This is a genomic window from Bacteroides ihuae (assembly GCF_900104585.1).
GTDB classification, from domain to species: domain Bacteria; phylum Bacteroidota; class Bacteroidia; order Bacteroidales; family Bacteroidaceae; genus Bacteroides; species Bacteroides ihuae.
Map to the genome: position 1 here is coordinate 482440 of NZ_FNVX01000004.1, position 23206 is coordinate 505645.

The 23206-nt window shown below is 39.7% G+C and carries 15 protein-coding genes; 2 read left to right on the forward strand and 13 right to left on the reverse strand.

Going from position 1 to position 23206, the window contains the following annotated elements; genetic code table 11:
* Window position 1: 1 nt before the first annotated feature.
* From BQ5338_RS02775 to BQ5338_RS02780, 3 genes are all read right to left on the reverse strand, one after another.
* Window positions 2-3208: a SusC/RagA family TonB-linked outer membrane protein gene (locus tag BQ5338_RS02775; protein ID WP_071145845.1), complete on the reverse strand. Its 3207-nt coding sequence runs from the start codon at window positions 3206-3208 to the stop codon at window positions 2-4.
* A 186-nt stretch (window positions 3209-3394) separates the two neighbouring features.
* On the reverse strand, window positions 3395-3583 hold the full coding sequence (locus tag BQ5338_RS16675; RefSeq protein WP_139265160.1) for a hypothetical protein: 189 nt from the start codon (window positions 3581-3583) through the stop codon (window positions 3395-3397).
* Window positions 3584-3693: 110 nt separating this feature from the next.
* On the reverse strand, window positions 3694-4884 hold the full coding sequence (locus BQ5338_RS02780) for a TlpA disulfide reductase family protein (protein WP_235816367.1): 1191 nt from the start codon (window positions 4882-4884) through the stop codon (window positions 3694-3696).
* Between the two features lie 212 nt (window positions 4885-5096).
* On the opposite strand from BQ5338_RS02780, the gene BQ5338_RS02785 reads away from it, so the two are divergent.
* Window positions 5097-6269, forward strand: a complete 1173-nt coding sequence (locus BQ5338_RS02785; RefSeq protein ID WP_071145285.1) for a glycosyltransferase — start codon at window positions 5097-5099, stop codon at window positions 6267-6269.
* 24 nt (window positions 6270-6293) lie between these two features.
* Here the strand turns inward: BQ5338_RS02785 and BQ5338_RS02790 are convergent, their stop codons facing one another.
* Together BQ5338_RS02790 and BQ5338_RS02795 are read right to left on the reverse strand one after the other, a co-directional pair.
* Window positions 6294-7538, reverse strand: coding sequence for an ABC transporter permease (locus BQ5338_RS02790; RefSeq protein WP_071145286.1), 1245 nt, complete (start codon window positions 7536-7538; stop codon window positions 6294-6296).
* Between the two features lie 36 nt (window positions 7539-7574).
* Window positions 7575-8774 carry a pyridoxal phosphate-dependent aminotransferase gene (locus BQ5338_RS02795; protein WP_071145287.1) on the reverse strand — a complete coding sequence of 400 codons (1200 nt, stop codon included), beginning with the start codon at window positions 8772-8774 and terminating at the stop codon, window positions 7575-7577.
* Window positions 8775-8984: 210 nt separating this feature from the next.
* Here BQ5338_RS02795 and BQ5338_RS02800 point away from each other — a divergent pair, with 210 nt between their 5' ends.
* Entirely contained in the window at window positions 8985-10220 is a 1236-nt protein-coding gene (locus tag BQ5338_RS02800; RefSeq protein WP_071145288.1) for a fucose isomerase, read from the forward strand.
* A gap of 210 nt (window positions 10221-10430) precedes the next feature.
* Here the strand turns inward: BQ5338_RS02800 and BQ5338_RS02805 are convergent, their stop codons facing one another.
* The 8 genes from BQ5338_RS02805 to BQ5338_RS02840 form a co-directional block, all read right to left on the reverse strand.
* Window positions 10431-11270: a histidinol-phosphatase gene (locus BQ5338_RS02805; RefSeq protein ID WP_071145289.1), complete on the reverse strand. Its 840-nt coding sequence runs from the start codon at window positions 11268-11270 to the stop codon at window positions 10431-10433.
* Window positions 11267-13132: a ribosomal protection-like ABC-F family protein gene (abc-f, locus tag BQ5338_RS02810; RefSeq protein ID WP_071145290.1), complete on the reverse strand. Its 1866-nt coding sequence runs from the start codon at window positions 13130-13132 to the stop codon at window positions 11267-11269. Before abc-f ends, BQ5338_RS02805 begins: the two co-directional genes overlap by 4 nt.
* 21 nt (window positions 13133-13153) lie before the next feature.
* A complete protein-coding gene (locus BQ5338_RS02815) occupies window positions 13154-13993 on the reverse strand; it encodes a DUF3805 domain-containing protein (protein ID WP_071145847.1) in 840 nt (279 codons plus the stop codon).
* Window positions 13994-14200: 207 nt separating this feature from the next.
* Window positions 14201-14575 (reverse strand): hypothetical protein, encoded by a 375-nt coding sequence (locus tag BQ5338_RS02820; protein ID WP_071145848.1) that lies wholly within the window; start codon window positions 14573-14575, stop codon window positions 14201-14203.
* Window positions 14576-15150: 575 nt separating this feature from the next.
* Window positions 15151-16119 carry a tyrosine-type recombinase/integrase gene (locus tag BQ5338_RS02825; RefSeq protein ID WP_071145291.1) on the reverse strand — a complete coding sequence of 323 codons (969 nt, stop codon included), beginning with the start codon at window positions 16117-16119 and terminating at the stop codon, window positions 15151-15153.
* Between the two features lie 280 nt (window positions 16120-16399).
* Window positions 16400-18268 (reverse strand): SusD/RagB family nutrient-binding outer membrane lipoprotein, encoded by a 1869-nt coding sequence (locus tag BQ5338_RS02830; RefSeq protein WP_071145849.1) that lies wholly within the window; start codon window positions 18266-18268, stop codon window positions 16400-16402.
* Between the two features lie 29 nt (window positions 18269-18297).
* Window positions 18298-21498, reverse strand: a complete 3201-nt coding sequence (locus BQ5338_RS02835) for a SusC/RagA family TonB-linked outer membrane protein (RefSeq protein ID WP_071145292.1) — start codon at window positions 21496-21498, stop codon at window positions 18298-18300.
* A gap of 360 nt (window positions 21499-21858) precedes the next feature.
* Window positions 21859-23052, reverse strand: coding sequence for an AsmA family protein (locus tag BQ5338_RS02840; protein WP_071145293.1), 1194 nt, complete (start codon window positions 23050-23052; stop codon window positions 21859-21861).
* Between the last annotated feature and the right edge of the window lie 154 nt (window positions 23053-23206).

Sequence of the window (23206 nt, forward strand, 5' to 3'; positions counted from 1 at the left end):
TTTAGAATTTGAGGTTCAAATTAAAGCCAATCGTTCGTACCGTAGGAAGCGAAAGACTTTCAAGCCCTTGCGCATTGCCTGTATTGAATGCTGTTTCGGGATCAATATTCGGTGCATCTTTATAGATGAAAAAGAGATTACGCCCCACTGCCGAAAGAGTAGCTGCCTGTATTCCAACTTTCTTTATCAGACTACTGTTGAAGTTATATGAAAGCTTTATCTCACGAAACTTCACATAAGTAGCGCTGTATACATAAGCTTCACTTATGTTATAGGAAGCTTTGTGATACTCCTGAGCGCTAATCACTTTGGAATTAGCTGAGCCATCAGCGTATACACCGTTAAAGATTACCCCGTCTTCGTATACCGTTTCTCCGTTAGGAGCAGAACCTCCATTAGTAAGCGTCTTTCCAGCAGTAGAGTTATTGCCCGGATAGTAGTAAAGCAAGCCTCCATGTTCGGCATCACGTCCCTCCATCGTTTGTGCCAATACGCCGGTATAGTCTCCCGTACGATTGGTTCCTGAGAATATCTTCCCACCCACATTGGCATCAATAAGGAAAGAGAGCTCGATATTCTTGTAGGTTAGCGTATTGGATATTCCACCTAGCCAACTGGGGGTATAATGTCCTAACACTCGCTTCTGTGGATCGGCTTTAGGCAAACCATTCGCACCCACCACAATATCACCATTATCATTTCTCAGATAGGCCGTGCCGTATAGTGTACCATAAGCTTTACTTACAGAAGCAAGAACATCTACCCCACCCGACGAACCATTGGTGAAGTTTTGTATTTGCCCGGCACGATCAAGCACCTTCACCTCACTATTATTCTTGGCATAATTCAAATTAATGTCCCACTTAAACTTACCGCTTTGTATAGGAACCAAGCCTAACTGTACTTCAATGCCATGATTATTAATCTGACCTGCATTAAGTAGCTGCGAGGTGTATTCACTAGATGCTGACGTTTTTATCTCTAGTATCTGATTAATACTATTCGTGTTATAGTAACCTAAATCAAGATGTACACGATTCCTCCATAAGCTTAGTTCCAAACCCAGTTCTGTAGACCGAGTTGTTTCAGGCTTCAAGTCAGAGTTCAGCTTCTTTTTTGAAGATGTCTGAATGGGATTGCCATCATAAGCTGTCTGAGAATCATAGACTGTATATAGCTGGTATGGTTCAGCATCATTTCCTACTTCCGACCATCCGCCACGTATCTTCAAGAAATCGAGCACCTCATTTTTCCATTTGAATGCTTCGGACAGCACAAGACTGGCACTAACTGATGGATAGAAATAAGATCTATTACTACGTGGCAAAGTAGACGACCAGTCGTTTCGAGCGGTTATGTTCAAATAAGCATAACCCCGATAACCTAGCTGTGCTGAAGCAAAATCACTGTAGACTCTCAACTTAGAATAATCGTTTGATGAGGTCAAAGCATCCCGAGAATTAGTTAGCGTATATAAGTCAGGAATAGCTAACCGGGGAGCTTTTTGATAGTTATTCTCACGCGTGCGGTTGCGCACATTGAATCCGGCTAAAGCGTCCAGCGTAAAGTCCTTACTCAAATTACGATTATAGTGTAATATAGCCTCTGTATTATTTTCATTGATGGTGTAGGCATCTTCAGCATACGATCCATAAGGCGTTCCACTGGTACCATGCTTTATCTTGTACTTCCTGCGATCATTGTAGTAATCAGTCCCCGATCGAAATCTAAAGTCAAGTCCCGGAGCCAGTTTCGCTTCAAGATGTACATCTCCAATCAAGCGATTACGTTTCTGACTGGTTGTATTATAATACGTATTCCAGTACGGATTGCTGTAGTAACTGTTGTTCCAATTTATATTTCGGTTATTCTTCAATTCATTTATATCAACCTGTCGGCCAAACCACAAGAACTGCAACATCACTCCTGCTGCGCGTCCTCCGGAAGGACCGCCCGGTAAGTTAGGCGCATCTGTGACAATATAGTTGACCGTAGCTCCTATCTTGATATTTTTAGACAGTTGATAATTTATATTCAGCGTGAAGTTATTCTTTTTTATTTCTGTATTGGGTACCGTACCTTTTTGTGTTTGGTTATTAACGCCTAAACGAAAATCATGTTTTTCATCCGATCCGGCAACAGAAATTCCATTATCGTAAGTCACCCCCGTTCTGAAAAAATCTTTCACATTGTCCGGATGAGCCACAAAGGGAACCGCCTCACCATTAGAGTAGAATTGAGGAATGAGCCTTCCATCCATCTTAGGACCCCAACTCTCATCCACACCATCATTCACACCCCCACCTTTTCCATCTACATAGCTGAACTTTCCATTGGAACCTTGCCCAAACACATTTTGAAACTTCGGTAGCGTGGCCACTGTAGCAAAGCTAACGCCGGAGTTAACAGAAATGCCTAAACCTCTTTGCCCTTTACCAGTTTTAGTAGTAATCAATATTACACCGTGAGCGGCTCGTGAACCATACAACGCGGCTGCATTTGGGCCTTTCAGCACACTCAAAGATTCAATATCTTCGGGATTAAGATCAGCAATAGCATTCCTAAAATCACGTGTAGCACCACCTACATTTAGTTGAGAGTTATCAACCGGAATGCCATCGACTATAAAGAGCGGCTGATTATCTCCTGAAATAGACGTTTCGCCCCGAATAACGATACGCGACGACCCCATATCTCCCTGCGAATTTGTAATCCTTACCCCTGCCACCTTGCCGGATAAACCATTGAGTAAATTACTTTCTTTATTCGTTGAGAGGTCGCGGCTCTTGAGTTCTTGCGTAGTATAACCCAGCGACTTCTTTTCGCGAGAGATACCTAAAGCCGTCACGACAACTTCATCCAATTGACTGATGTTTTCTTCCAGAGTAACAATAAGCTGTTCGCCACTCCGCTTTGCTTTAACTTCTTTGGTATTGAATCCAACCATATTAAACACCACAGTGGCAGGTAAGTTCTGGACAGTATTCAACGAAAATTTACCATCAATATCACTCACCGTTACGACTGCCGTAGTGCTCGATATTTTTAGAGCCACCGTAACACCCGGAATACCCTGTTGTTGGGCATCCCGAACCTCGCCATTAATGACAGAGACCGTCTGCGCATACACCCCATGCGATGACAGTAAGAGAAGAACTGCCAAACAAACTCTTCTTATATATTTCAAATTTATATTTGTACGTTGCATATTCATCTAGATTATTGATTTGTTGTTTCTATTAATTAGTAATGATACAGATAAGCCTCTGTATAAAGCATACAGCTATATCCTTGCGGAAAGCATGTTGCGCAATTGCAGATAGATTAAAATGATAATGAAAAAACGGGTTTTCCTTTTAAACTACTAAGGAGTAGTAGACAGTTGTTGGAAGAATCAACAACAAGGATTGGTGATGCACATTCGGATGTCCATACACATAGGAGTAGTGGTAAGAAAGCTAGGGCATAATGCCGGAGTAAAGAGATGTTGGAAACGTCGGTTAATACCGTATAGAAAAGCGATTGAGAAAGAATATTGCTTCTCCAAAGGCTTTTTTTTGCGAATAAAAATCTGAGTATTCATTGTTCTGCTTTTTTTAATCGTTTGTCGAATAACTAGGATACAAAGATATGCGATAATTCTCATTTGAAAAATACCGCATATATGGTATATTCATCACACAAAAAAGGTAGTTACTCTTCTTTCAGCAGCTCATCGATCAACTTATTGAATTCTGTTTTGAACTCTTCATAAAATAATCCTGTAGCAGGGCCATTAAAACCCGTATGAATCTTACGTACATTCCCTTTCTTATCTATAAAAATAGTCGTTGGATAACTCTTCAGTCCATCAATCTCGGGCAACACCTTTTTGTCATCACCAATCTTACCGGCAAAAAGTATATCATAAGTTGGCCCATGCTTCTTTACCAAATTCGAGAGTACTTTGCGCACATATTCAGGATCGTTTTTACGTTCAAAAGCCAAACCAACGATTTCTACTCCACGCTCTTTGTTTTCTTTGTACCAAGGAGCAAGATAAGACATTTCATCCAAGCAGTTGGGGCACCAGCTTCCTAAGATAGATACAACAACTACCTTATTTTTATATTTGGCATCGGAGAGAGAGACCAATTTATTCTCCAGATTAGGCAAACTGAAATTCAAGTTTGTATAACCATCCCTCAATTGTGTAAGACTGTATGGGTCGGAAAGGGCAGCATCCTTATTGCGCGTGCCTTTTATCAACTGCTTGCCTCTGGAAGTGATAAATGCAGCTTCAAAGTGATTTTCATCTATAAATTGCCCCTGAATGAGATAAGGACTAAGCCCTGCAAAAGCAGAAAGACGGAAACCTGATTCATCAAGAACCCCTTCCAGAAAACGAAGATCACCGGAGTTGGTTAAGATAGATCCTGTTAGCTTTGATCCTTGTTGACTAAAAATGCCCACGTTCTTACTTTCACCTTTTTCGCTGACAAAGTCAACATCCCATTTTCCATCAAGGTTTGCAATAGGCTTACCTATGGAAATAAAACGAGGGGTAGCAGTTCGTGTTGCCCTAAACGAAACACCCGGATCATTAGTAGCAAACAGACGCCGAAAAGTTCCATCAATAGTGTCGCCATGCAACACTCCGCTGAGTTGGGCGTCATAATCTTGAATAGGAATAAAAATGCTATCCCCCTTATAAGTTATTCCCTGAAGAGGAACACGCTCTACTCCATTGGTCAGTGTAAGGACTGTTTCTTTGCCCGAATTACTTACTTCAAAGACAAAAGGAATATTTGCTTCTTTGGTAATAAACTCGGCATACCACTTACCTTGTTTCAATGAAGGTTGTTTTTGAGCATTACTACTCGCTGTGAATGCTAGGGTAGCCATCAGAAATATCGTTTGTTTTATCATCACTTTATCTGTTATTAGTTCAAGTGCAAAGCTAGTGATTATGTCTCAATGATAAATACCCGAAGTGTGGTATTTATTTCACCCAAAGATGGTAATGTCCCTCCTATCACCCGATTGTTTTTCCATATACGCACAGTCTATCAAAAAAATATGTACTTTTGCAGCATTAAAATATTTCAAAGAAATATATGGAAGCATTAACATTCAATAACACCGATTTGATCCTTTTGTCAGTTTCTGGCGCATTACTTATCATTCAGGCAATCTATTATTTTGGCCTATATAATCGAATACATATAAATAATCGTGCCTTTAAGAGAGGTGACGTGCACTTCACCCAAGAGCTGCCGCCGTTATCGGTTATCATCTCTGCGCGAAACGATTCAGAAAACCTGCGGAAATTCCTACCTGCCATACTTGAACAAGATTATCCCGACTTTGAGGTGATCGTGATCAATGACGGATCAACGGATGAAAGTGAGACTCTATTAAACTCCCTGGAAGATAAATATCATCACTTGTATCACAGCTTTACACCTGAGGATTCGAAATATATCAGCCGTAAAAAACTAGCTCTAACATTGGCGATCAAAGCAAGCAAACATAATTGGCTTGTACTGACGGAAGCCAATTGTCAACCCGCAAGCAATCAATGGCTGAGGCTGATGGCCCGTAACTTCACTTCCCGAACAGAAGTTGTATTGGGATACAGCGGTTACGAAGCTGGTAAAGGATGGCTGCACAGACGGGTGGCTTTCGACTCACTATTTACTTCACTCTCCTATTTGGGATGGGCTTTGGCAGGTAAGCCTTATATGGGACTTGGGCGCAATATGGCCTATCGCAAAGAACTATTCTTCAATAATAAAGGATTCTCGGCTCATCTAAATTTGCAACGCGGAGACGATGATTTATTTATAAACCAAGTGGCAAAAGGGAGTAATACGCGTGTAGAAACCGACGTAAATGCTACTATGAGAATGCAACCCATAGAGTATTACAAAGACTGGAAAGAAGAAAGAGTAAGCTACATGGCTACATCCAGATACTATAAGGGCGTCCAGGAGAGTTCACTAAAGTTAGAAACAACAACCCGCTTACTGTTTCACCTACTGTTTGTAGCAACTTTAGTAGTGAGCGTTTTGAGTTTTCACTGGTTGGTGTTCGGCATCGCATTCATTATATGGGCATTACGCTACACGATGCAAGCCATAATCATCAACAAAACAGCTACGGAAATGGGAGAAAAAAGACACTATTACTTCATTTTACCTATATTTGACTTCCTGCTTCCGATACAATCGCTAGGCTTCAAACTCTATCGTTTATACAGAGGTAAAAGCGACTTTATGAGAAGGTAGTAAGCGCCACCTTCTTAGAGCAATCTATTCATAACGCATAGAAGTGGCCGGATTAATTTTAGTGATAAGATAAGAAGGCCCAAGCAGCATTAAGACCGAAATCAGTAACGTACCTACATTAATAAGCAGAAAAAGCCAAATATTAAAAGATACAGGCACTGTATCTACATAGTACGTTGCAGGATCAAGTTTGAAGAGGCCGAACTGCGACTGAACAAAGTAGAACGCCAATCCAATAAGATTACCCCAGAACATCCCTTTGCCTATTAAGAAGACAGAGAACCACAGAAAGACTTTACGTATGGTGAAGTTATTAGCGCCCAAAGCTTTGAGCACTCCGATCATGTTTGTTCTTTCGAGAATAATAATCAGTAAGCCCGAAATCATCGTAAAGCCTGCCACACCAACCATGAGAAGAAGAATAACCCATACATTAAGATCCAGCAAACTAAGCCACGCAAAGATCTGCGGATTAAGCTGTTCGATGTTTCGCACATAATACACTCCACCCATGTAGTCGAACTTATTATCTGTATCGGCTGCTATCTTATAAGTTGTTTCTTCAAGCTTATCATAATTCTTCACCTGCAACTCTACCCCACTTACCTGTCCCGGTTCCCAACCATTTAAGCGGTTCACCATGCAAATGTCCGTCAGCAAAAATAAGTTATCGTATTCAGAGAAGTTTGTTTGATAAATGCCTACAATAGTCAACCTGCGAGCACGTACAGCATCTTGCAAATAGTAGGTATATATCTTATCCCCGAGTTTCAGCTTTAGCTGAGTGGCCAACGTTTTGGAAATAAGCACTTGATTGGTTGAAGCCGAATCACTAAAAGCAGGCATCTGGCCTTCCACCAGATGTTCGCGAAAAAAAGTAGGATCAAACTCTGGCCCTACGCCTTTCAATACCATGCCCTGAAAAGCCTCATCCGTCTTGATCATCCCCGGTTTCGTAGAGTAGCGTTGCACATGCTTCACTTCCGAATAATCGGATAAAGCAGCCATCATACTATCATTCACCAAGATAGGACGTGTTTCGTACGAACGTACAGCATCAAAATTACTGATTTGGATGTGAGAACCAAAGCCTATCACCTTGTTGCGCACCTCATTCTTAAAACCAATAACCACCGCTACAGAAATAATCATCACCGCCAAACCAATGGCAATGCCAATCATTGCAATGAGGACAGCAGGCCGAGAGACCCGCTTACCACCATCTTTATCACGATAAATTCGTCTAGATATAAATAAAGCCAGATTCATTCATTTCCCTCCTTAATGTAACGATACGCAAGTCTGTTAGTCCACCCTTCCCGGGTATACTTCTAATGCTTTTTGCAGAATGAAAAGAGCACGATTCAAGTCATCTTTTTTGAGTACATAAGCAATACGTACCTCATTATAGCCGGAACCGGGCGTAGTATAAAAACCTGAAGCAGGCGCCATGAATATCGTTTGCCCTTCGTAATCAAAATCAGAAAGACACCAAGAGCAGAATTTATCAGAATCATCTACCGGAAGCTTGGCTACAGTGTAAAAGGCACCCATCGGTATAGGAGAATAGACTCCCGGAATACGATTCAATCCGTCGATCAGACATTTGCGTCGCTCTACATATTCATCATATATTTCCCTGGAGTATTCCTCGGAAGCATCAAGGGAAGCCTCAGCAGCAATCTGACCAATCAAAGGAGGACTTAGGCGAGCTTGGCAGAATTTCATCACAGCATCGCGTATCTCTTTGTTCTTAGTAATAAGAGCGCCAATGCGGATACCACATTCAGAGTAACGCTTGGAAACTGAATCAATCAATACCACATTATTTTCTATTCCCTCCAGATGACAAGCAGAGATATAAGGCGAACCGGTATAAATAAACTCGCGATAGACCTCATCAGAAAACAAGAAAAGATCATATTTCTTCACCAAGTCGCGAATCTGATTCATCTCACGGCGAGTATAGAGGTATCCGGTTGGATTGTTCGGATTACAAATAAGAATACCCTTTGTACGCTCATTGATCAGTTCTTCAAATTTCTCTACCTTAGGCAAAGAAAAGCCCTCTTCGATGGTAGTGGCAATGGTACGTATCTTTGCTCCCGCCGATATGGCAAAAGCCATGTAATTGGCATAAGCAGGCTCGGGCACAATGATTTCATCCCCCGGATTCAAGCACGAAAGAAAAGCAAAAAGCACTGCTTCCGATCCTCCGGTAGTGATAATAATATCATCAGCCGTCAAGTTTATATTGAATTTCTTATAGTAAACGGTAAGTTTCTCGCGATAGCTTCTATATCCGGCACTAGGGCTATATTCCAGCACGGTACGGTCTATATTGCGTATCGCATCAATCGCGGCCTGAGGAGTTGGCAAATCGGGTTGACCAATGTTCAGGTGAAAGACATGCACCCCACGTTGCTTGGCAGCATCGGCCAGTGGAGCTAGTTTTCTGATAGGAGATGCAGGCATCTCATTACCGCGAATGGAAATAGTTGGCATGATTTTAATGTATGAATTACAAAATGAGAAATAACAAATCGTTTTTAATTAGAAGTCGCAAAGATAAAGTATCGAGGGTTAGTAAGCAAACAAATACTTAACAAAATGAATGAATGTTATACCTAACGCAAGTTTTGTAGTTAGGCAAATGTATATTCAATAGAAATACATACATTTACATCAAATTAAGATCAATAACCAAATAGCATAATGACAATAAATCTCATAACGTTTGCATCTATTTTACACAAGCAAGCATCAGTAAGGAACTCTCACGAAGTTATATTGAGTGAATTAGAGAAATATTTCACGATCAACTTTATCGACTACACAGAGGTTCATAAGCTAACAAACGATGACTTCAGCATTGTTTTTATCGCCACCGGAGGAGTGGAGAAGCTTGTCGTTCAAGAGTTTGAACTACTCCCACGACCGATTGTGCTATTGGCCGATGGCATGCAAAATTCTCTGGCGGCATCCCTCGAAATCTCATCATGGTTACGGAGCAAAGGCTTCAAAAGTGAGATTCTTCACGGAGAAATACCATCCATCGTACAACGCTTAAAAATATTATATAATAACTTCAAAGCACAACGCACCCTAACCGGTACACGCATCGGAGTTATGGGAACTTCTTCTTCGTGGCTGATAGCAAGCAATGTAGACTATCTATTGTCTAAACGCCGTTGGAAAGTGGAGTACGTTGATATACCATTGGAACGCATTTACGAAAAGTTTGATCTTATCACTGAAGAGGAAGTGGGCCAGGCTTGTGCTGATTTTGCAGTTAAAGCACTCGCTTGCCGAGAAGCAACACCGGGAGATTTAATCAAGGCTATGCGCCTTTATCGGGCTGTAAAGATCGTATGCGAAGAAGAAAAATTAGATGCTCTCACACTCAGTTGCTTTAAACTGATAGAGCGCACAGGAACCACCGGGTGTCTGGCTCTTTCTCTACTCAATGATGAAGGCATTGTAGCCGGATGTGAAGGAGATTTACAATCGATCTTTACCCTCTTAGCAATAAAAGCGCTTACCGGAAAAGTAGGTTTCATGGCCAATCCTTCTATGGTGAACACCCGAAACAACGAAATAGTGTTGGCGCACTGCACCATTGGCACCTCGCTGACAGAGCAATACATCATCAGGAATCATTTTGAAACAGAAAGCGGTATTGGTATTCAGGGCATCATGCCTACGGGAGATGTAACCATCGTGAAATGTGGAGGCGAATGTTTGGATGAATATTATCTATCATCGGGCACGCTAACCGAAAACACGAACTACATCAACCTCTGCCGCACACAGGTACGAATAAAGATGAATGCAAATGCCGACTATTTTCTCCGCAATCCACTAGGCAATCATCACATCGTGGTGCAAGGCAATCACGAAGAAGCTATCAATGATTTTCTACTGGCAAACGGCTGTAAAAGGATAGAATAGACGAACGAAAGGAGAAGCTTAGTCAGTGTAGGGCAAAGCCATATTGTCAACATATCAGAGCATGCGCTACAGGTCTTCTGAGAGGGGTTTGGTGAACTAACTAGTTAACCGCGGTGAATTCACTAGTTAACCACGGTGAACTAGTTAGTTAACCGTGGTGAAGTTATATCTTCTCTTTTCATACGCTTACTTGTAAATAATAAGAAACAATTAATAATCGATAAGCACTTCCTCCCACTGTCCGTCATGTAATTCCATCACAGTGGTATATCCTGCAGTGCGCAATGCTTGCAGTGCTTCCAATCGTCCATTGCTAATTCGATCAACATAATGTGCATCAGTATTCACCAGTACTTGAATGCCCAGTTCTTTTAGCAATATCCAATACCTTTCATTAGGATAAAAAGTACCTAATTGATGATAGGCTTTAGTATTTATCTCTACCATATAACCTTTTCGGGCTATCTCAGAAAAATAAGAATGCATCAATGAATTATACCATGGCTCATCTAGCATGCCTGGGCGATAACATGCAGCATTGTAATGCATCTTATCAGCGTGCCCCAAAATATCAAACCCTCCCAAGTCAACCATACGGAGAAGCTTGTCATAATACAGATGAACAACCCGCACCAGATCACCACCAAAGTGCTCATCGATCAACTTTCTAAATACATCCGAAGAGCAGTCTATATCTACCACATCACCGTTATCATCATAAAGCATGTGCACAGAACCAATACGGTAATCAAGCGGTAGCTCCCGAAAACGAGCAATAGAAGGATTGCTTTCCTCATTCAGGTAATCAATCTCTAAGCCCACATATAGCTCTATCTGGCTGGCATACTTTTCTTTCAGTCGATTACATTCGGCCAGATAATCATCCATCTGTTCCCAGTCCATCGACCAGCGAGTAGAGAAGGGTAACGGCGCATGGGAAGACACGCCATAAGCTGAAAAGCCTTCTGCAATGGCCGCCTTTACGAAATCTTCCAATGGGGCACGACCATCACAAAAAGAGCAATGACTATGGTAATTTGTTTTATTCATGAATCAATTTCACTTAGTTCTAACCAGCGCATCGTTTTATCATCAATCAAATCATTTACCTCCGGCAACCTTTTCGACTTATCCGTGAGTTCTTCTACCGACAAAACACCACTGCATAAATCCTCTTCAATCTTTTTCTTTTCTTCTTCGAGTGTAGCAATATCTTGTTCCAGTTGCTCAAACTCTCGTTTCTCTTTGAAGCTCATCTTTCTCTTATCGTTCAGGCGAACACGAGTAGTCTTCTCTTCCTGTGGCTTCTCAGCCTCTTTCTCTTTCTGCGCACGCGCTTCCTTCCAATCACGATAATCACTATAATTACCCGGGAAATCGCGAATATCTCCTTGCCCATTGAATACCATGAGATGATCGACTACCTTATCCATGAAATAGCGGTCATGCGACACCACAATGACGCATCCTCTGAAGCTCTGCAAATACTCTTCGAGCACATTCAGCGTGATAATATCCAAATCATTCGTTGGTTCATCCAACACCAGGAAGTTTGGATTGCGCATCAGCACCGTACAAAGGTACAAACGGCGACGCTCTCCCCCACTCAACTTATACACATAGCTATGTTGCGTCTCGGGTGTAAACAAGAAGTGTTGCAAGAACTGTGAAGCAGTTAGTTGCTTTCCATTGCCCAGTTCTATGACTTCGGCAACATCCTGAATCACATCAATCACTTTCATGCGATCATCAAACTGCAAACCATCCTGCGAGTAATAACCAAAGCGAACCGTTTCACCTACGTCCACCGTTCCACTATCAGGCTGTACTTCTCCCATCAGGATTTTGATGAAAGTAGACTTTCCCGTACCATTGTTTCCCACAATTCCCATCTTCTCATAACGAGCAAAGACGTACGAGAAGTCATCTAATATCTTCAGTTCACCAAAGCTCTTACGTAGATGATCAGCTTCGAATATCTTAGAACCAATATAGGAAGCCTTCACCTCAAGCTTCACATTATCATTGTTGAATCTTTGTTTAGCCACCTTTTCCAGCTCATAAAAAGCATCCTCGCGGTACTTCGCTTTATGACCACGTGCTTGTGGCATCCGGCGCATCCAGTCGAGTTCCGTGCGGTAAAGATTGCTAGCCCTATCTATTTCAGTATTAGTAGCGTCCACCCGCTCTTGGCGCTTTTCAAGATAATAACTATAGTTTCCTTTATATTGATACACCTGCTGATTATCTATCTCTATAATTTCCGAGCAGACACGGTCGAGAAAATATCGATCATGCGTCACCATTAGCAAACAAAGATTGGTGCGTTGCAGATACTCTTCCAACCATTCGGTCATGTCCAAATCGAGGTGATTGGTAGGTTCATCAAGAATCAAGAGATCAGGTTCCGTAATGAGCGTATTAGCCAGCGCCACTCGCTTTAGTTGCCCACCGGAAAGGTGCTTTACTAACTGATCGAGGTTTTTAATTTTTAGTTGAGACAGAATCTGTTTGGCCTTGCGCTCATAGTCCCATGCCTTTTCATGCTCCATTCTAATCAAGAGCTCCTCCAGTCCGGGATGCCCCTCCGTCTCCATGCAGTGCTCATATTCCTTAATAAGCTCCACCGTACTATTGCCTTTGTGGAAACAAGCCTCAAGTACTGTCAATTCACTTGGATATTGAGGATCTTGCTCTAAATAAGCCACACGCAAATCCCGACGAAAAACAATATTTCCACCATCATACCCTTCCTTACCGGAAAGGATATTCAGCAAGGTTGTTTTTCCCGCTCCATTCTTAGCAATCAGCCCCATTCGTTGCCCTTCGCCTATGCCAAAAGATATATTCTGAAAAAGAACTAAGTCCCCAAACGATTTGGTGAGACCATCTACCTGTAAGTAACTTACCATAAATTATTATTCAAGATAGATTTATCTACCGATTTCTTCAATTACATTTTTATACTCCTCAACTACGTTGCAATGCTCACCGGCCTTCACCTTACTCCAAATCAGCTTCATTGGATCAATAAGATTCTCTGCCTGCTTATATTGTAGTACCGGTACCTCACGGTTACCATCAATGAGCGTTTTCCACTCAAAGCCATCAATTTCATTGCCTAGAATGGTACAAACAGTTACCCCAAAAGCCATCCATGAATCGCGTTGTGACTTATCTATCGTGCCACCATCAATGACCTGTTGAAGTCTAAGCAAATCATCTTCTACACCTTGGAAGTCTTTCTTTAGAAGCTTCTTGACTGTAGACACAGCCCACTCATAGCCTTCATTCACCTGATAAATTTCCGACAGTCGGATAGGAATAATTTCTGCCGGATACTTCACACCATTTTGTCTTACATCAAGTGAAGCAATTACCTCTTCCGCCTCTTTCACTTCAGCACCTTTGAGAACAGTAAAACTACATTCAAAAGCAACATCGTTTATGCCTGTAATCCATAGATGAGTAGTATAGTATTCACCTTCTTCCTGAAACATTTCCTTGCTGTAAGCACATTCCAGTTCTCCTATTTTAATAGAGGAAGCAGAAGAATTTTCTTTCAATTCATCCAATACAGATTGCCGTCCATAAGTCATGGCAGCAGAAGATTTAGCATCCGCTTTGTATGCAGAGATACGGAAGTTACCCGTCCATTTATCGGGATTATAGAAAAGGAAGCTGCCCTCACCATCTTCAAATTCGTTCCAATTTGAAGGATATATCATCGAAAACCAAGCTCCCGGGGAGATAAATTTATTGCCCTGTTGCATCATACTGCGTATTATTTATATTCGTAAAAAGCAATAGCTAACATTTTCTTCGGCATTAAGAGCCAGCAAGAAACGCACATGCATTTTCTGATTACAAAGTACGAGTATTTTCTTTAAATATTAAAATTAAAAGAATAAAATAAGAAAGTGACAGCAAGAAACTAGTGGAATTGATACATTTCAAAGAACTTCGCTAAAGGGAGTGGCTCACAAATCAATAATACGAATTTTGGCCAAGAGTTCACAAGTAACCTCGTTAAGTACACCAAGTCGAGAAGCAGCCGTGCCGTACTGTTCGTATATTTTCTCCTTATTATTAAAAACGGGACAAATACCTTCTCCAGTAGCCAACAATAAATCTTGAAGAGTAATTTCAAACAAAGGTTTGCATAGTTCGTAAGACGACAAAGCATTGGCGACCTCATCTGTACGCAAACAGATAAGTCCTACCGATTCTAAATTGCCCAACATCTTTTGAGTCGAAGAATCAGAAAAATCACATAGATTATCTTTGCCATATCCATGCCGATAGTACATATCACGAAGCAGTGCTATCGCTTTTTTCGTATTCGAAGTTAACATAATATCTCTGCTATCTTTTTGAATTCTGTTACTTGATAGGTAACGGAAATCCAAATGCATTGAAATAAAAAAGTTTACTTGATTTGAATAAATAAAAAACGAATAAAAACTCTATAGGTTTAACTATATCTATTTAGTACACAACTAATAAGCAAGCTTCATTATATACGATTTAATTAGCTCATATTTATATTTGTAGGATTTGTTTGAGGATAATAGTTAATGCAAGTCATAATACAACTTAAAAAGAATAAAATAAATTCATCTCATTTTTAGTAATTGTCAATTAATAGACATACGCTTACTCTAACCATGAATGTTGACAATAATCCTTATGAGAAGTACTTGTATATTCTAATCATATGATTTAAGTAAGATTTTATTTGAAAAATAAAGTTTAAAAATAAAACATTTTTCATTTGGCTTTTTTATAAATTAATTGAATCTTTGCAATAACAAAACAAATTCCGTTACCTATCAAGTAACAGAATGGATAGAATATACAACTATCTCCTTCCTACAAGCGATTTAGCAATAATTTCCACTTTCATTTTATTTCATATTCCAAAATAGATTTATTGAAATACACTATTTTTCGTTTTGAAAGATGGAGGCTTAGAAAATGACGGTTCTCTCTCCTCCTTGAAATCGAGTAATGCAATAACCTTTCTATTCGCATTGCGTAACGTGCGATTCTCAAACGAAGCGAGATAAGTATATGTAACCTTTTCAGAAGCATGACCAAGGGATTCACTAATGACGGCCACAGGGATGCCCTGACGATAAGCAGCAGTTGCCCATGAGTGGCGAGCCACATAAGAAGTCAAAGAGGTTTTTAATTTTAAGATCTCCGAGAGTCGTGACAATCTCTTATTATACAGGCGTAAAGCACTTTGATACTGGAGATATTCATCACATCCAGGACGACTAATGATTGGCAGCAAGTAAGGAGAATCTTTCGTCTGAAGTGCATATTTGCGAAAGAGAGCTTGAGCGCAAGGCTCCAGGGCGACAGTAAGCAAACGGTTCGTCTTACTACGCCTATACCTCAAAACGCCCATCCGAATATCACTCTTACGCAAATGTGCAAGATCGACAAACGGAATGCCGCGCAAGAAAAAAGAAAGAAGAAAAATATCGCGAGCAAAAATCAATGCATCATCCTTTCCCAACTCAATCTCATTAAGACGCTTAATCACTTTAGGAGATGCTGCTCGTTTTTCGGAAGAATCAGTACCTGTGAAGACCTCATCAAAAAGCCCGACAACAGGCGTTGCGATCCCTCGTCGACAAGCCTGATTGAAGATAGAACGTAACATTCGCATATACAGCGATACAGAATTACGTTTGCATCCATCTGCGTAAAGATACAGTTCATATCTTTTAAGTAATGCAGGTGTAAGTTCGTCAAAAGTCAATGTGTCACATTGAGCAAAGAGATTCAACTTGCGAATGGAGCTAATATACGATCGGGCTGTTCCCTGCCGTTCAGATCGAACCAACTCTTCGGCTAGTGCCGTTACAAAAGGGGTAATACTGTTCATTTTTTATTATTTTGGTTTGAAAAGACAAAATAAACAGTGTTTTGCGACATATCAGCACTCGAAGAGATATCATTCAAAAAGTCGTTAACAATTTATAGTTTAAAGATACACGTTGTTTTATGGGCAATATGTTGATTGTTTTACCTTTAGCTATATTATGCATACAAAATGCAAAAACAAGATTGCAGAAAAACTTAATTTTAACAAAAAGAAGAGCATAGATTCAGCTAAAATTAAAAGAGGTGGCCCAATTGACCACCTCTTTTAAATGATATTAATTTTATTCCTTTGTATCCCACCAAACTGGACGAGACCAATTCGTCGTTAATAACGCTTCCGGATTTGAAGCTATTAAATTATCCGAATTATAATTGCGCTCATGAGAGCACTGAATCATACGACGGAACCAATAACGAGAATCAGAATTCACCGTTCCGGTAATTTTCGTACTACCTGAATTATAATCAAACTCATAAGGACGCTTAAAATCAGGATAAACAACTCCAAATTCACCAGGAGTGCTATAGTCAAAGCGACGCATATCATTCCAGTTTTGAAGCGAGAAAGAACATGCTATAAACTTTTGTTGCATAATCTTAGCCATGGTTAAATCGCCAACATTCTGAGCAACCGCAGAACTTCCCAGAAAAGCATCTATTTTCGATTGATCTATTGAATATTTATTCGGATTAACACTAGTAATATAAGTAGCTAGCTTCTGATTCATTAATTCCATATGAGATCGGATTCCATCTTTGTAAGCCGTCAACGCTATTCCTTTTTCTCCTTTGCGAAACAAGACCTCGGCTTTAATGAAACAAAGCTCTGAATAAGTAAGCAGCATTCCGGGAGCATCCGGACGAGTGAAGAATGATCCGGTAGACAAGATGCGACCATCAGTATCCTTGTACGTATCATCATTTCCATCCATTAAACTCTTTTGAGCAGTAAACATCGCTCCCTGAGAACGCAGATTGACATAGATAGTATCACCGGCTCTGGCCGCATCGGTACTGGCGACAAAAAATCTTTTCGCATTATCAGTAGAAGATAATCCAAGGATTGATCTTACTGCAGTAGATGTTTCATCAGTTCCCAAAGCAGCGTAAGAAGCCAATATAGGCCCATTCTTCGTACGGATATTACTGTTCATCACATCAATTGGTACTGTACGAATCAATTTCAAAACTCCATTTATTTTCTGTTGTGAAGAAGGAAGTATCTTATCCGTACGCGGATCTTCCACATTACTACCACCAGTAAACGTATTAGTTAACAAATCGGCGTACCACTTAGTGTAAAAGAAGTACGTATTCATGCCTATACCATCATACAAAATAGATGTTTTCAATGGATCTCCTAGAAGCACATCCTTATCAGTATCCCCTTCATCATTATAATGCTTCACTATTGTAGCTTCACTGTTTGACTGAGCTGCATGAGACAAAGCATCCAGAATCGCATCAGGATCATAAAGATCACTTTTCTTAGAAAGATTATTCAACCAACGAGCTTTTAAGCCATAAGCAAGTTTTATCCATTTTTGTACATCGCCACCATTCCAGCCATCTCCCTTTGAAAGCGCAGTAGCTGTTACAGGCTGTTCTTTTTGCAAATAAGTAATGGCTGTATCCAATTTAGCAACACATGCTTTAAAAATAGTTTCTCCTGTATCATATTTAGGAGTCAGAGCATCTCCTACAGCTTCTGTAAATGGCATTTCTCCATACCAGTCAACCATTGTCATGTATCCCCAAGCTTCTATTATTTTAGTAGCTCCAATATAGTGCCATGCCTCCTCATCTGTGGCTTTTTTAATCATGTCAGGGATATTTGCTGCACAACCTATAAACCACATTTGATAAGGGGTAGTAGTAGATCCTATTACAGGGTTCCAAGCACACAATTCATTATGAGAATTACCACTCGACCAAGTACGAGTTAGAACGCCGGTTATCATGGCTGAACGCATTCCGGCTGTTTCATACGCATATTGAAAATAATGCTGCATGGAAGTCAACCGATTATTTACCGCGACAGCAGAACTCGCAGGTGAATCAGTACTCTCATTTACATCTAGCCACTTACTACAAGAAGCGAAAGCTACTGCCAAAAGCAAAGCTAAACAGATATTTTTTATTTTATTCATATCTATAATTTTAAATAGAACGTTAATCATCAAAATGTAAAGTTTAGTCCAAATGACATTCCTGCAGTAGACGGAACGCCACAATAATCGATACCAACAGAGCTAGAGCCAACAGCTCCTGAGCCGGCAGCACTATTTTCAGGATCCAATCCTTTATAATTAGTCCACAATAGTAGGTTTGTCCCCGAAACATTAGCAGTAAGCCCCTTTATAAATTTAGTTTTGGCCAACCAAACTTTAGGGAACGAATAAGAAAGAGAAACAGAACGCAAACGCAACCAGTTAGTATTAGTCATATAGTTACTTGATTCATAGGCATAATACGTCTTGTAATATTGTTGGATAACATACTTTCCACTTTGGGCATTACTAGTTCCTTCAGCCACTTCTACTCCTTTGAGATAAAACTTATTGGCATCAAAGTTATAACTTTTTTTCTCATAGGCATCCCCATTCTTCACAACACCATCAATCGTTATTGATTCACGGTTCATGCTACGCATACTTAAGCCCGCATCCGTGAGATAATAATCGGTTCCGTTATAAATATCACCTCCAATCCTGAAATCAAATAGAAATGACAGGTTCCATCCTTTATAAGAAATGCTATTATTTAATCCACCAATTAATTTTGGTTCACGATTACCTATTTCATAAGTTGCCAACCCGTCATAAGTCGGCATACCCGATTTAGAATCAAGAATAACATTACCATCTGGATCCCTTGCCCATTTAGAGCCAGATATAGCCATAAAGTTTCCACCATTAAACGATGCAGCTTTCGCATTACCCACTTGCACATCTGTTACATATAATATGCTTACACCATTTATAAGATCATTGACCTTGCCACGATTTCCCGAAAGATTCAATGTCATATCCCACGTCAAGTCTTTCGTTTTAATAGGCTGACCAGTAATAGAAAGTTCCATACCTTTATTGGTGATCGTACCAATATTTGAACTGACCAGAATATATCCAGTTGTTTGGCTCAAGCGAGGGTTTACAATCTGATTTATACTTTTATTGGAATAATAAGTGTAATCAAAACCAAGACGACCATTAAAGAAGCGCATTTCCAAGCCCAACTCAGTAGATTTTGTTTTTTCAGGTTTCAGATTAGGGTTCCCTTTGGTCCAAGAGTTACTAGTTCCGTATCCTGCTAAATGAGCACTAGGAGCCCACGTCGTAGTTGTAGTAGCACCTGGGTCAGCGTCTTTACCTACCAAAGCATAGGAAGCACGCAACTTACCAAAAGACAAGACGTTATTTTCAGGCAACAATTCAGTGAAAATAAAAGATCCGTTGAAGGAAGGATAAAAATAGCTTCTATTGGCAACTGGAAGCGTAGATGTCCAGTCATTACGTCCTGTTACAGATAAGTATAGCAGACTCTTATAAGAAGTTCTAAACTCTCCATATCCTCCTACGAGCCTCCTACGAGTGCTAATTTGTTCTTGTTTCTTATTTTTATTAAGTATATTATTAAAACTATAAATATCATCGACACTAAAGTTATATCCCATCTCGCGATCAGTCTTAATCTTGGTATCTTCAGCCGTATGCCCTAGTAGTAAATTAAAACCAACATCACCTATTTTCTTATTAAAATTAAGCATTAAGTTAGAAGAAAGATATTCATACGTTCTATTACTTTCCGATAACATTCCGTTCTGCCAATTTGATATAACTCCCCCTCCGGGAGCAATGAGAGTCCTCGAAGTAGTTGTGTAGCGGTCGATCCCTGCTTTATAAACAATGTTCATCCAACTAGCCACATTGTAATTCAGATTTATAGAACCTGTTAACCGATTGGTTTTATCCGTCATCTTATTCTTATTAACAACCCAATAAGGATTATCAGTATCATCTTCTACCTTTTGAAGCCCTTTGAACATACGCCACCTAGTACCATCTTCATTCAAATAGTGCTTCATATCATCACTACGAGAGTAACCATAAACACCCTCCATTGCTCCCGTACCGGAAGAGTTGAATAAACCTCCACTTGTTAATGTTTTATCTAGACTAGAAGCAGTATAAGCAACATTAGCCCCAACAGTTAAATCACCATATTTTTGTTCACCATTGAAGCGAAGTGTGTTTTTTACATATCCCGTAGACGGGATGATTCCATCTTGATCAAACCTAGAAGCTGAAAGAAAGAAACTATTATTCTTTCCGCCACCTGATATACTAGCACTATTATCAAAAATAGATGAATTTTGAAAAAAATCTCCCACATTATCATAAACGGTTTCTCCTTCAGCAAACTTCTTTCCCCAAGAGTTCGTTGTGAAATCACTGAAAACCCCAGAACCATTGTAAGTCCCTCTTTTATAAACCGATTGTTGTTTAGGCAGACGATTAACCCAATTAGTACTGAATTTAGTGCTCACATTCACTTGAATATTACCCTCACTTCCCTTTTTTGTCGTAATAATAATAACACCTGCAGCAGCTCTAGATCCATAGAGAGCAGCGGCAGTAGGACCTTTCAGTACTGACATGCTTTCTACATCTTCAGGATTGATATCCATCACACGGTTGCTGTATGTCGAAGATGTGCGTTGTGCACCATCAAAGCCACTATCGCCACCTATGTTCGTACCATTATCAAAAATAACACCATCAATAACAAATAGCGGCTGATTGTCACGTTCTAGTGAAGTACCACCACGGAGAACGATTTGCGAACCGGACCCTGCAGCGCCACCTCCTTGAGTAATATTAACACCAGCTACTTTACCATTTAAAGAGTTAATAACATTAGCACTTTTATTTTTTAAAAGTTCATCGCTCTTAATATCCTGTACAGAATATCCTAATGCTTTCTTTTCTTTCTTGATACCCATGGCAGTAACCACCACTTCGCTAAGTGCCTGAGCATCATCTACCAATACAATCTTATACACTGTAGGCGCTCCCACAGTTAACTCTTTTTTAGCGTAGCCAACATAGGATATAACCAACACAGCTCCTTGAGAAGCACTCAAGGAAAATTTCCCATCAATATCGGTAATAGTACCGATACCTGTGCCTCTTACCAACACACTGGCGCCAATAATGGGTTCGCCTTTGGAATCAACAATAGTTCCTGAGATTTTCTTTATTTGCTGAGTACTTTGAGAGGCTAATATATCCGAATTACCGGCTGCATTCGTCGGAGAAGATATAGAAAGCCCTAATACGGCAAAAAAGACAAATGATAAGCAATAATTTCTTTTCATAAGCTTTGCATATTTGGGTTTATTTGCAAACTTATGAAATATTTTAGAAATAAGAATAAGAAATAGCCTAAATATAAGTGAATAAATATTAAAAAACTTGCATTTGTGCTCTAGAAACATACTAGAACATAAAATTATCACTAAAAACAGCATTTAAACAATAAACAGAAACATCAAAATAGAAACAATTAAAAGAAATTAAAATCAAAATAACTCTTATAAAGATTATATACAATCAATATATTACAATATAACAAATTATTATATCATATATAAAATAGCTCAAAGAGAAATGCAAAAGTTGGAATAATGGCTAAATAAAATAATTAAATATAAAAAAAAATAAAATATTAGCCTATCCTATTTCCCTATTGGCTGAATTTTTCTTCGAACTTCTTTCGAAATCTCTAAAAACATATAATTCAACCTACCAGAATGTATACCTACTTCATTTTGCTTATATTTCTTAGCAGCGTATTCTTTGGACTTTTCGAAAGCAATATACGACATCTGGTTCTGCGACTTTCCTACCATCGTAGAATCCAGTTGTTCATCAGGGAAAAAATCATCAAGATCTACATCACCAATCATTGTCGTTTCCAGAAAACTCATATCTTTATGCTTGCTATCCGTATAATAACCCACAAACATGTGCCCTGGAGTACGCACCAATATAGGGTCGATATTAATGGCCCGTAACAAAGAGGCAAAGAGTACACTACCATCTACACAATTGATCTGCGAAGACTCCAATGCATCATCAAAGGTACGCACCCGTTGCGAATAAACCACATTACTTGATAAACTGGTGTTAGAAACCGAGCTATAACGAAAACCACGCTTCTGCAACACATTCCATAACGCATATACTTGCTGATCGACTGCACCCGCTTTTGTGTTCTGGTAACCAAGAAAACGATTAACTATACGGGTATTGAGAGCTTCGCGTAATATTTTATCTATCATCGGATTATCTTCATTTACATAAGCTGCAAAGAAAATACCCGTATCGTGAAAGTCAGTTCCATTACTTACATACCCAAGCAGACATTCATTAAGACTACGAACCGAAAAAGTACGTACACGCTGACCTAAATCTTTTCCGGCAAGCTCTACCGTAACAGCAACACTGATAGGGCAGGCCTGATTATTATCTAATAATGCTTCGTAATTCCATATTATATCTGGATAGATAGTATATTCTGTCCTTGCTTTTTCGAGAACAAACTCGGATACTGAATGAGAAAAGAAAGGTGTTTCGGCTACATCAATACGAACACGTGTATAAGATGAACGCGACTTCACACGAACAGAGATGCATGATTTAGGATTTCCAACATAAAACGAGTCGGAAGGCTGAATTACCTGAGCATCAGTAGTCGCTACCGAGAGAATAGCCGAAGGGAATATATTTCCTCCCAACTCATCGGTTATTTCAAAGTCTGAACGGAAAAAAGAAAATTTAAATATATATATCAATCCTATGACTAAAAGAAGAATAGCAGCGATGCCAAGAATCCCTCTTTTCTCTAATCTGAAATTTGTCCGTACCATGTTTTGAAGTTTATTTATGCAAACAAAGATACAGCATTATTTCATGAATAGTGCCTCTTGTCACAAAAACGTAACAGGTGTTTCATTTTTCTGTAATAAAAGTATCGCACCTTTGTAGCAAAGAAAATAAAAGTTAACTTTGCGAATAGTGATA

What these genes read in the sequence shown, in the direction of transcription:
- BQ5338_RS02775 (WP_071145845.1), bottom strand. Translation starts at nt 3,208, where the DNA reads ATGCAACGTACAAATATAAATTTGAAATATATAAGAAGAGTTTGTTTG.
- BQ5338_RS16675 (WP_139265160.1), bottom strand. Translation starts at nt 3,583, where the DNA reads ATGAATACTCAGATTTTTATTCGCAAAAAAAAGCCTTTGGAGAAGCAA.
- BQ5338_RS02780 (WP_235816367.1), bottom strand. Translation starts at nt 4,884, where the DNA reads ATGGCTACCCTAGCATTCACAGCGAGTAGTAATGCTCAAAAACAACCT.
- BQ5338_RS02785 (WP_071145285.1), top strand. Translation starts at nt 5,097, where the DNA reads ATGGAAGCATTAACATTCAATAACACCGATTTGATCCTTTTGTCAGTT.
- BQ5338_RS02790 (WP_071145286.1), bottom strand. Translation starts at nt 7,538, where the DNA reads ATGAATCTGGCTTTATTTATATCTAGACGAATTTATCGTGATAAAGAT.
- BQ5338_RS02795 (WP_071145287.1), bottom strand. Translation starts at nt 8,774, where the DNA reads ATGCCAACTATTTCCATTCGCGGTAATGAGATGCCTGCATCTCCTATC.
- BQ5338_RS02800 (WP_071145288.1), top strand. Translation starts at nt 8,985, where the DNA reads ATGACAATAAATCTCATAACGTTTGCATCTATTTTACACAAGCAAGCA.
- BQ5338_RS02805 (WP_071145289.1), bottom strand. Translation starts at nt 11,270, where the DNA reads ATGAATAAAACAAATTACCATAGTCATTGCTCTTTTTGTGATGGTCGT.
- abc-f (WP_071145290.1), bottom strand. Translation starts at nt 13,132, where the DNA reads ATGGTAAGTTACTTACAGGTAGATGGTCTCACCAAATCGTTTGGGGAC.
- BQ5338_RS02815 (WP_071145847.1), bottom strand. Translation starts at nt 13,993, where the DNA reads ATGCAACAGGGCAATAAATTTATCTCCCCGGGAGCTTGGTTTTCGATG.
- BQ5338_RS02820 (WP_071145848.1), bottom strand. Translation starts at nt 14,575, where the DNA reads ATGTTAACTTCGAATACGAAAAAAGCGATAGCACTGCTTCGTGATATG.
- BQ5338_RS02825 (WP_071145291.1), bottom strand. Translation starts at nt 16,119, where the DNA reads ATGAACAGTATTACCCCTTTTGTAACGGCACTAGCCGAAGAGTTGGTT.
- BQ5338_RS02830 (WP_071145849.1), bottom strand. Translation starts at nt 18,268, where the DNA reads ATGAATAAAATAAAAAATATCTGTTTAGCTTTGCTTTTGGCAGTAGCT.
- BQ5338_RS02835 (WP_071145292.1), bottom strand. Translation starts at nt 21,498, where the DNA reads ATGAAAAGAAATTATTGCTTATCATTTGTCTTTTTTGCCGTATTAGGG.
- BQ5338_RS02840 (WP_071145293.1), bottom strand. Translation starts at nt 23,052, where the DNA reads ATGGTACGGACAAATTTCAGATTAGAGAAAAGAGGGATTCTTGGCATC.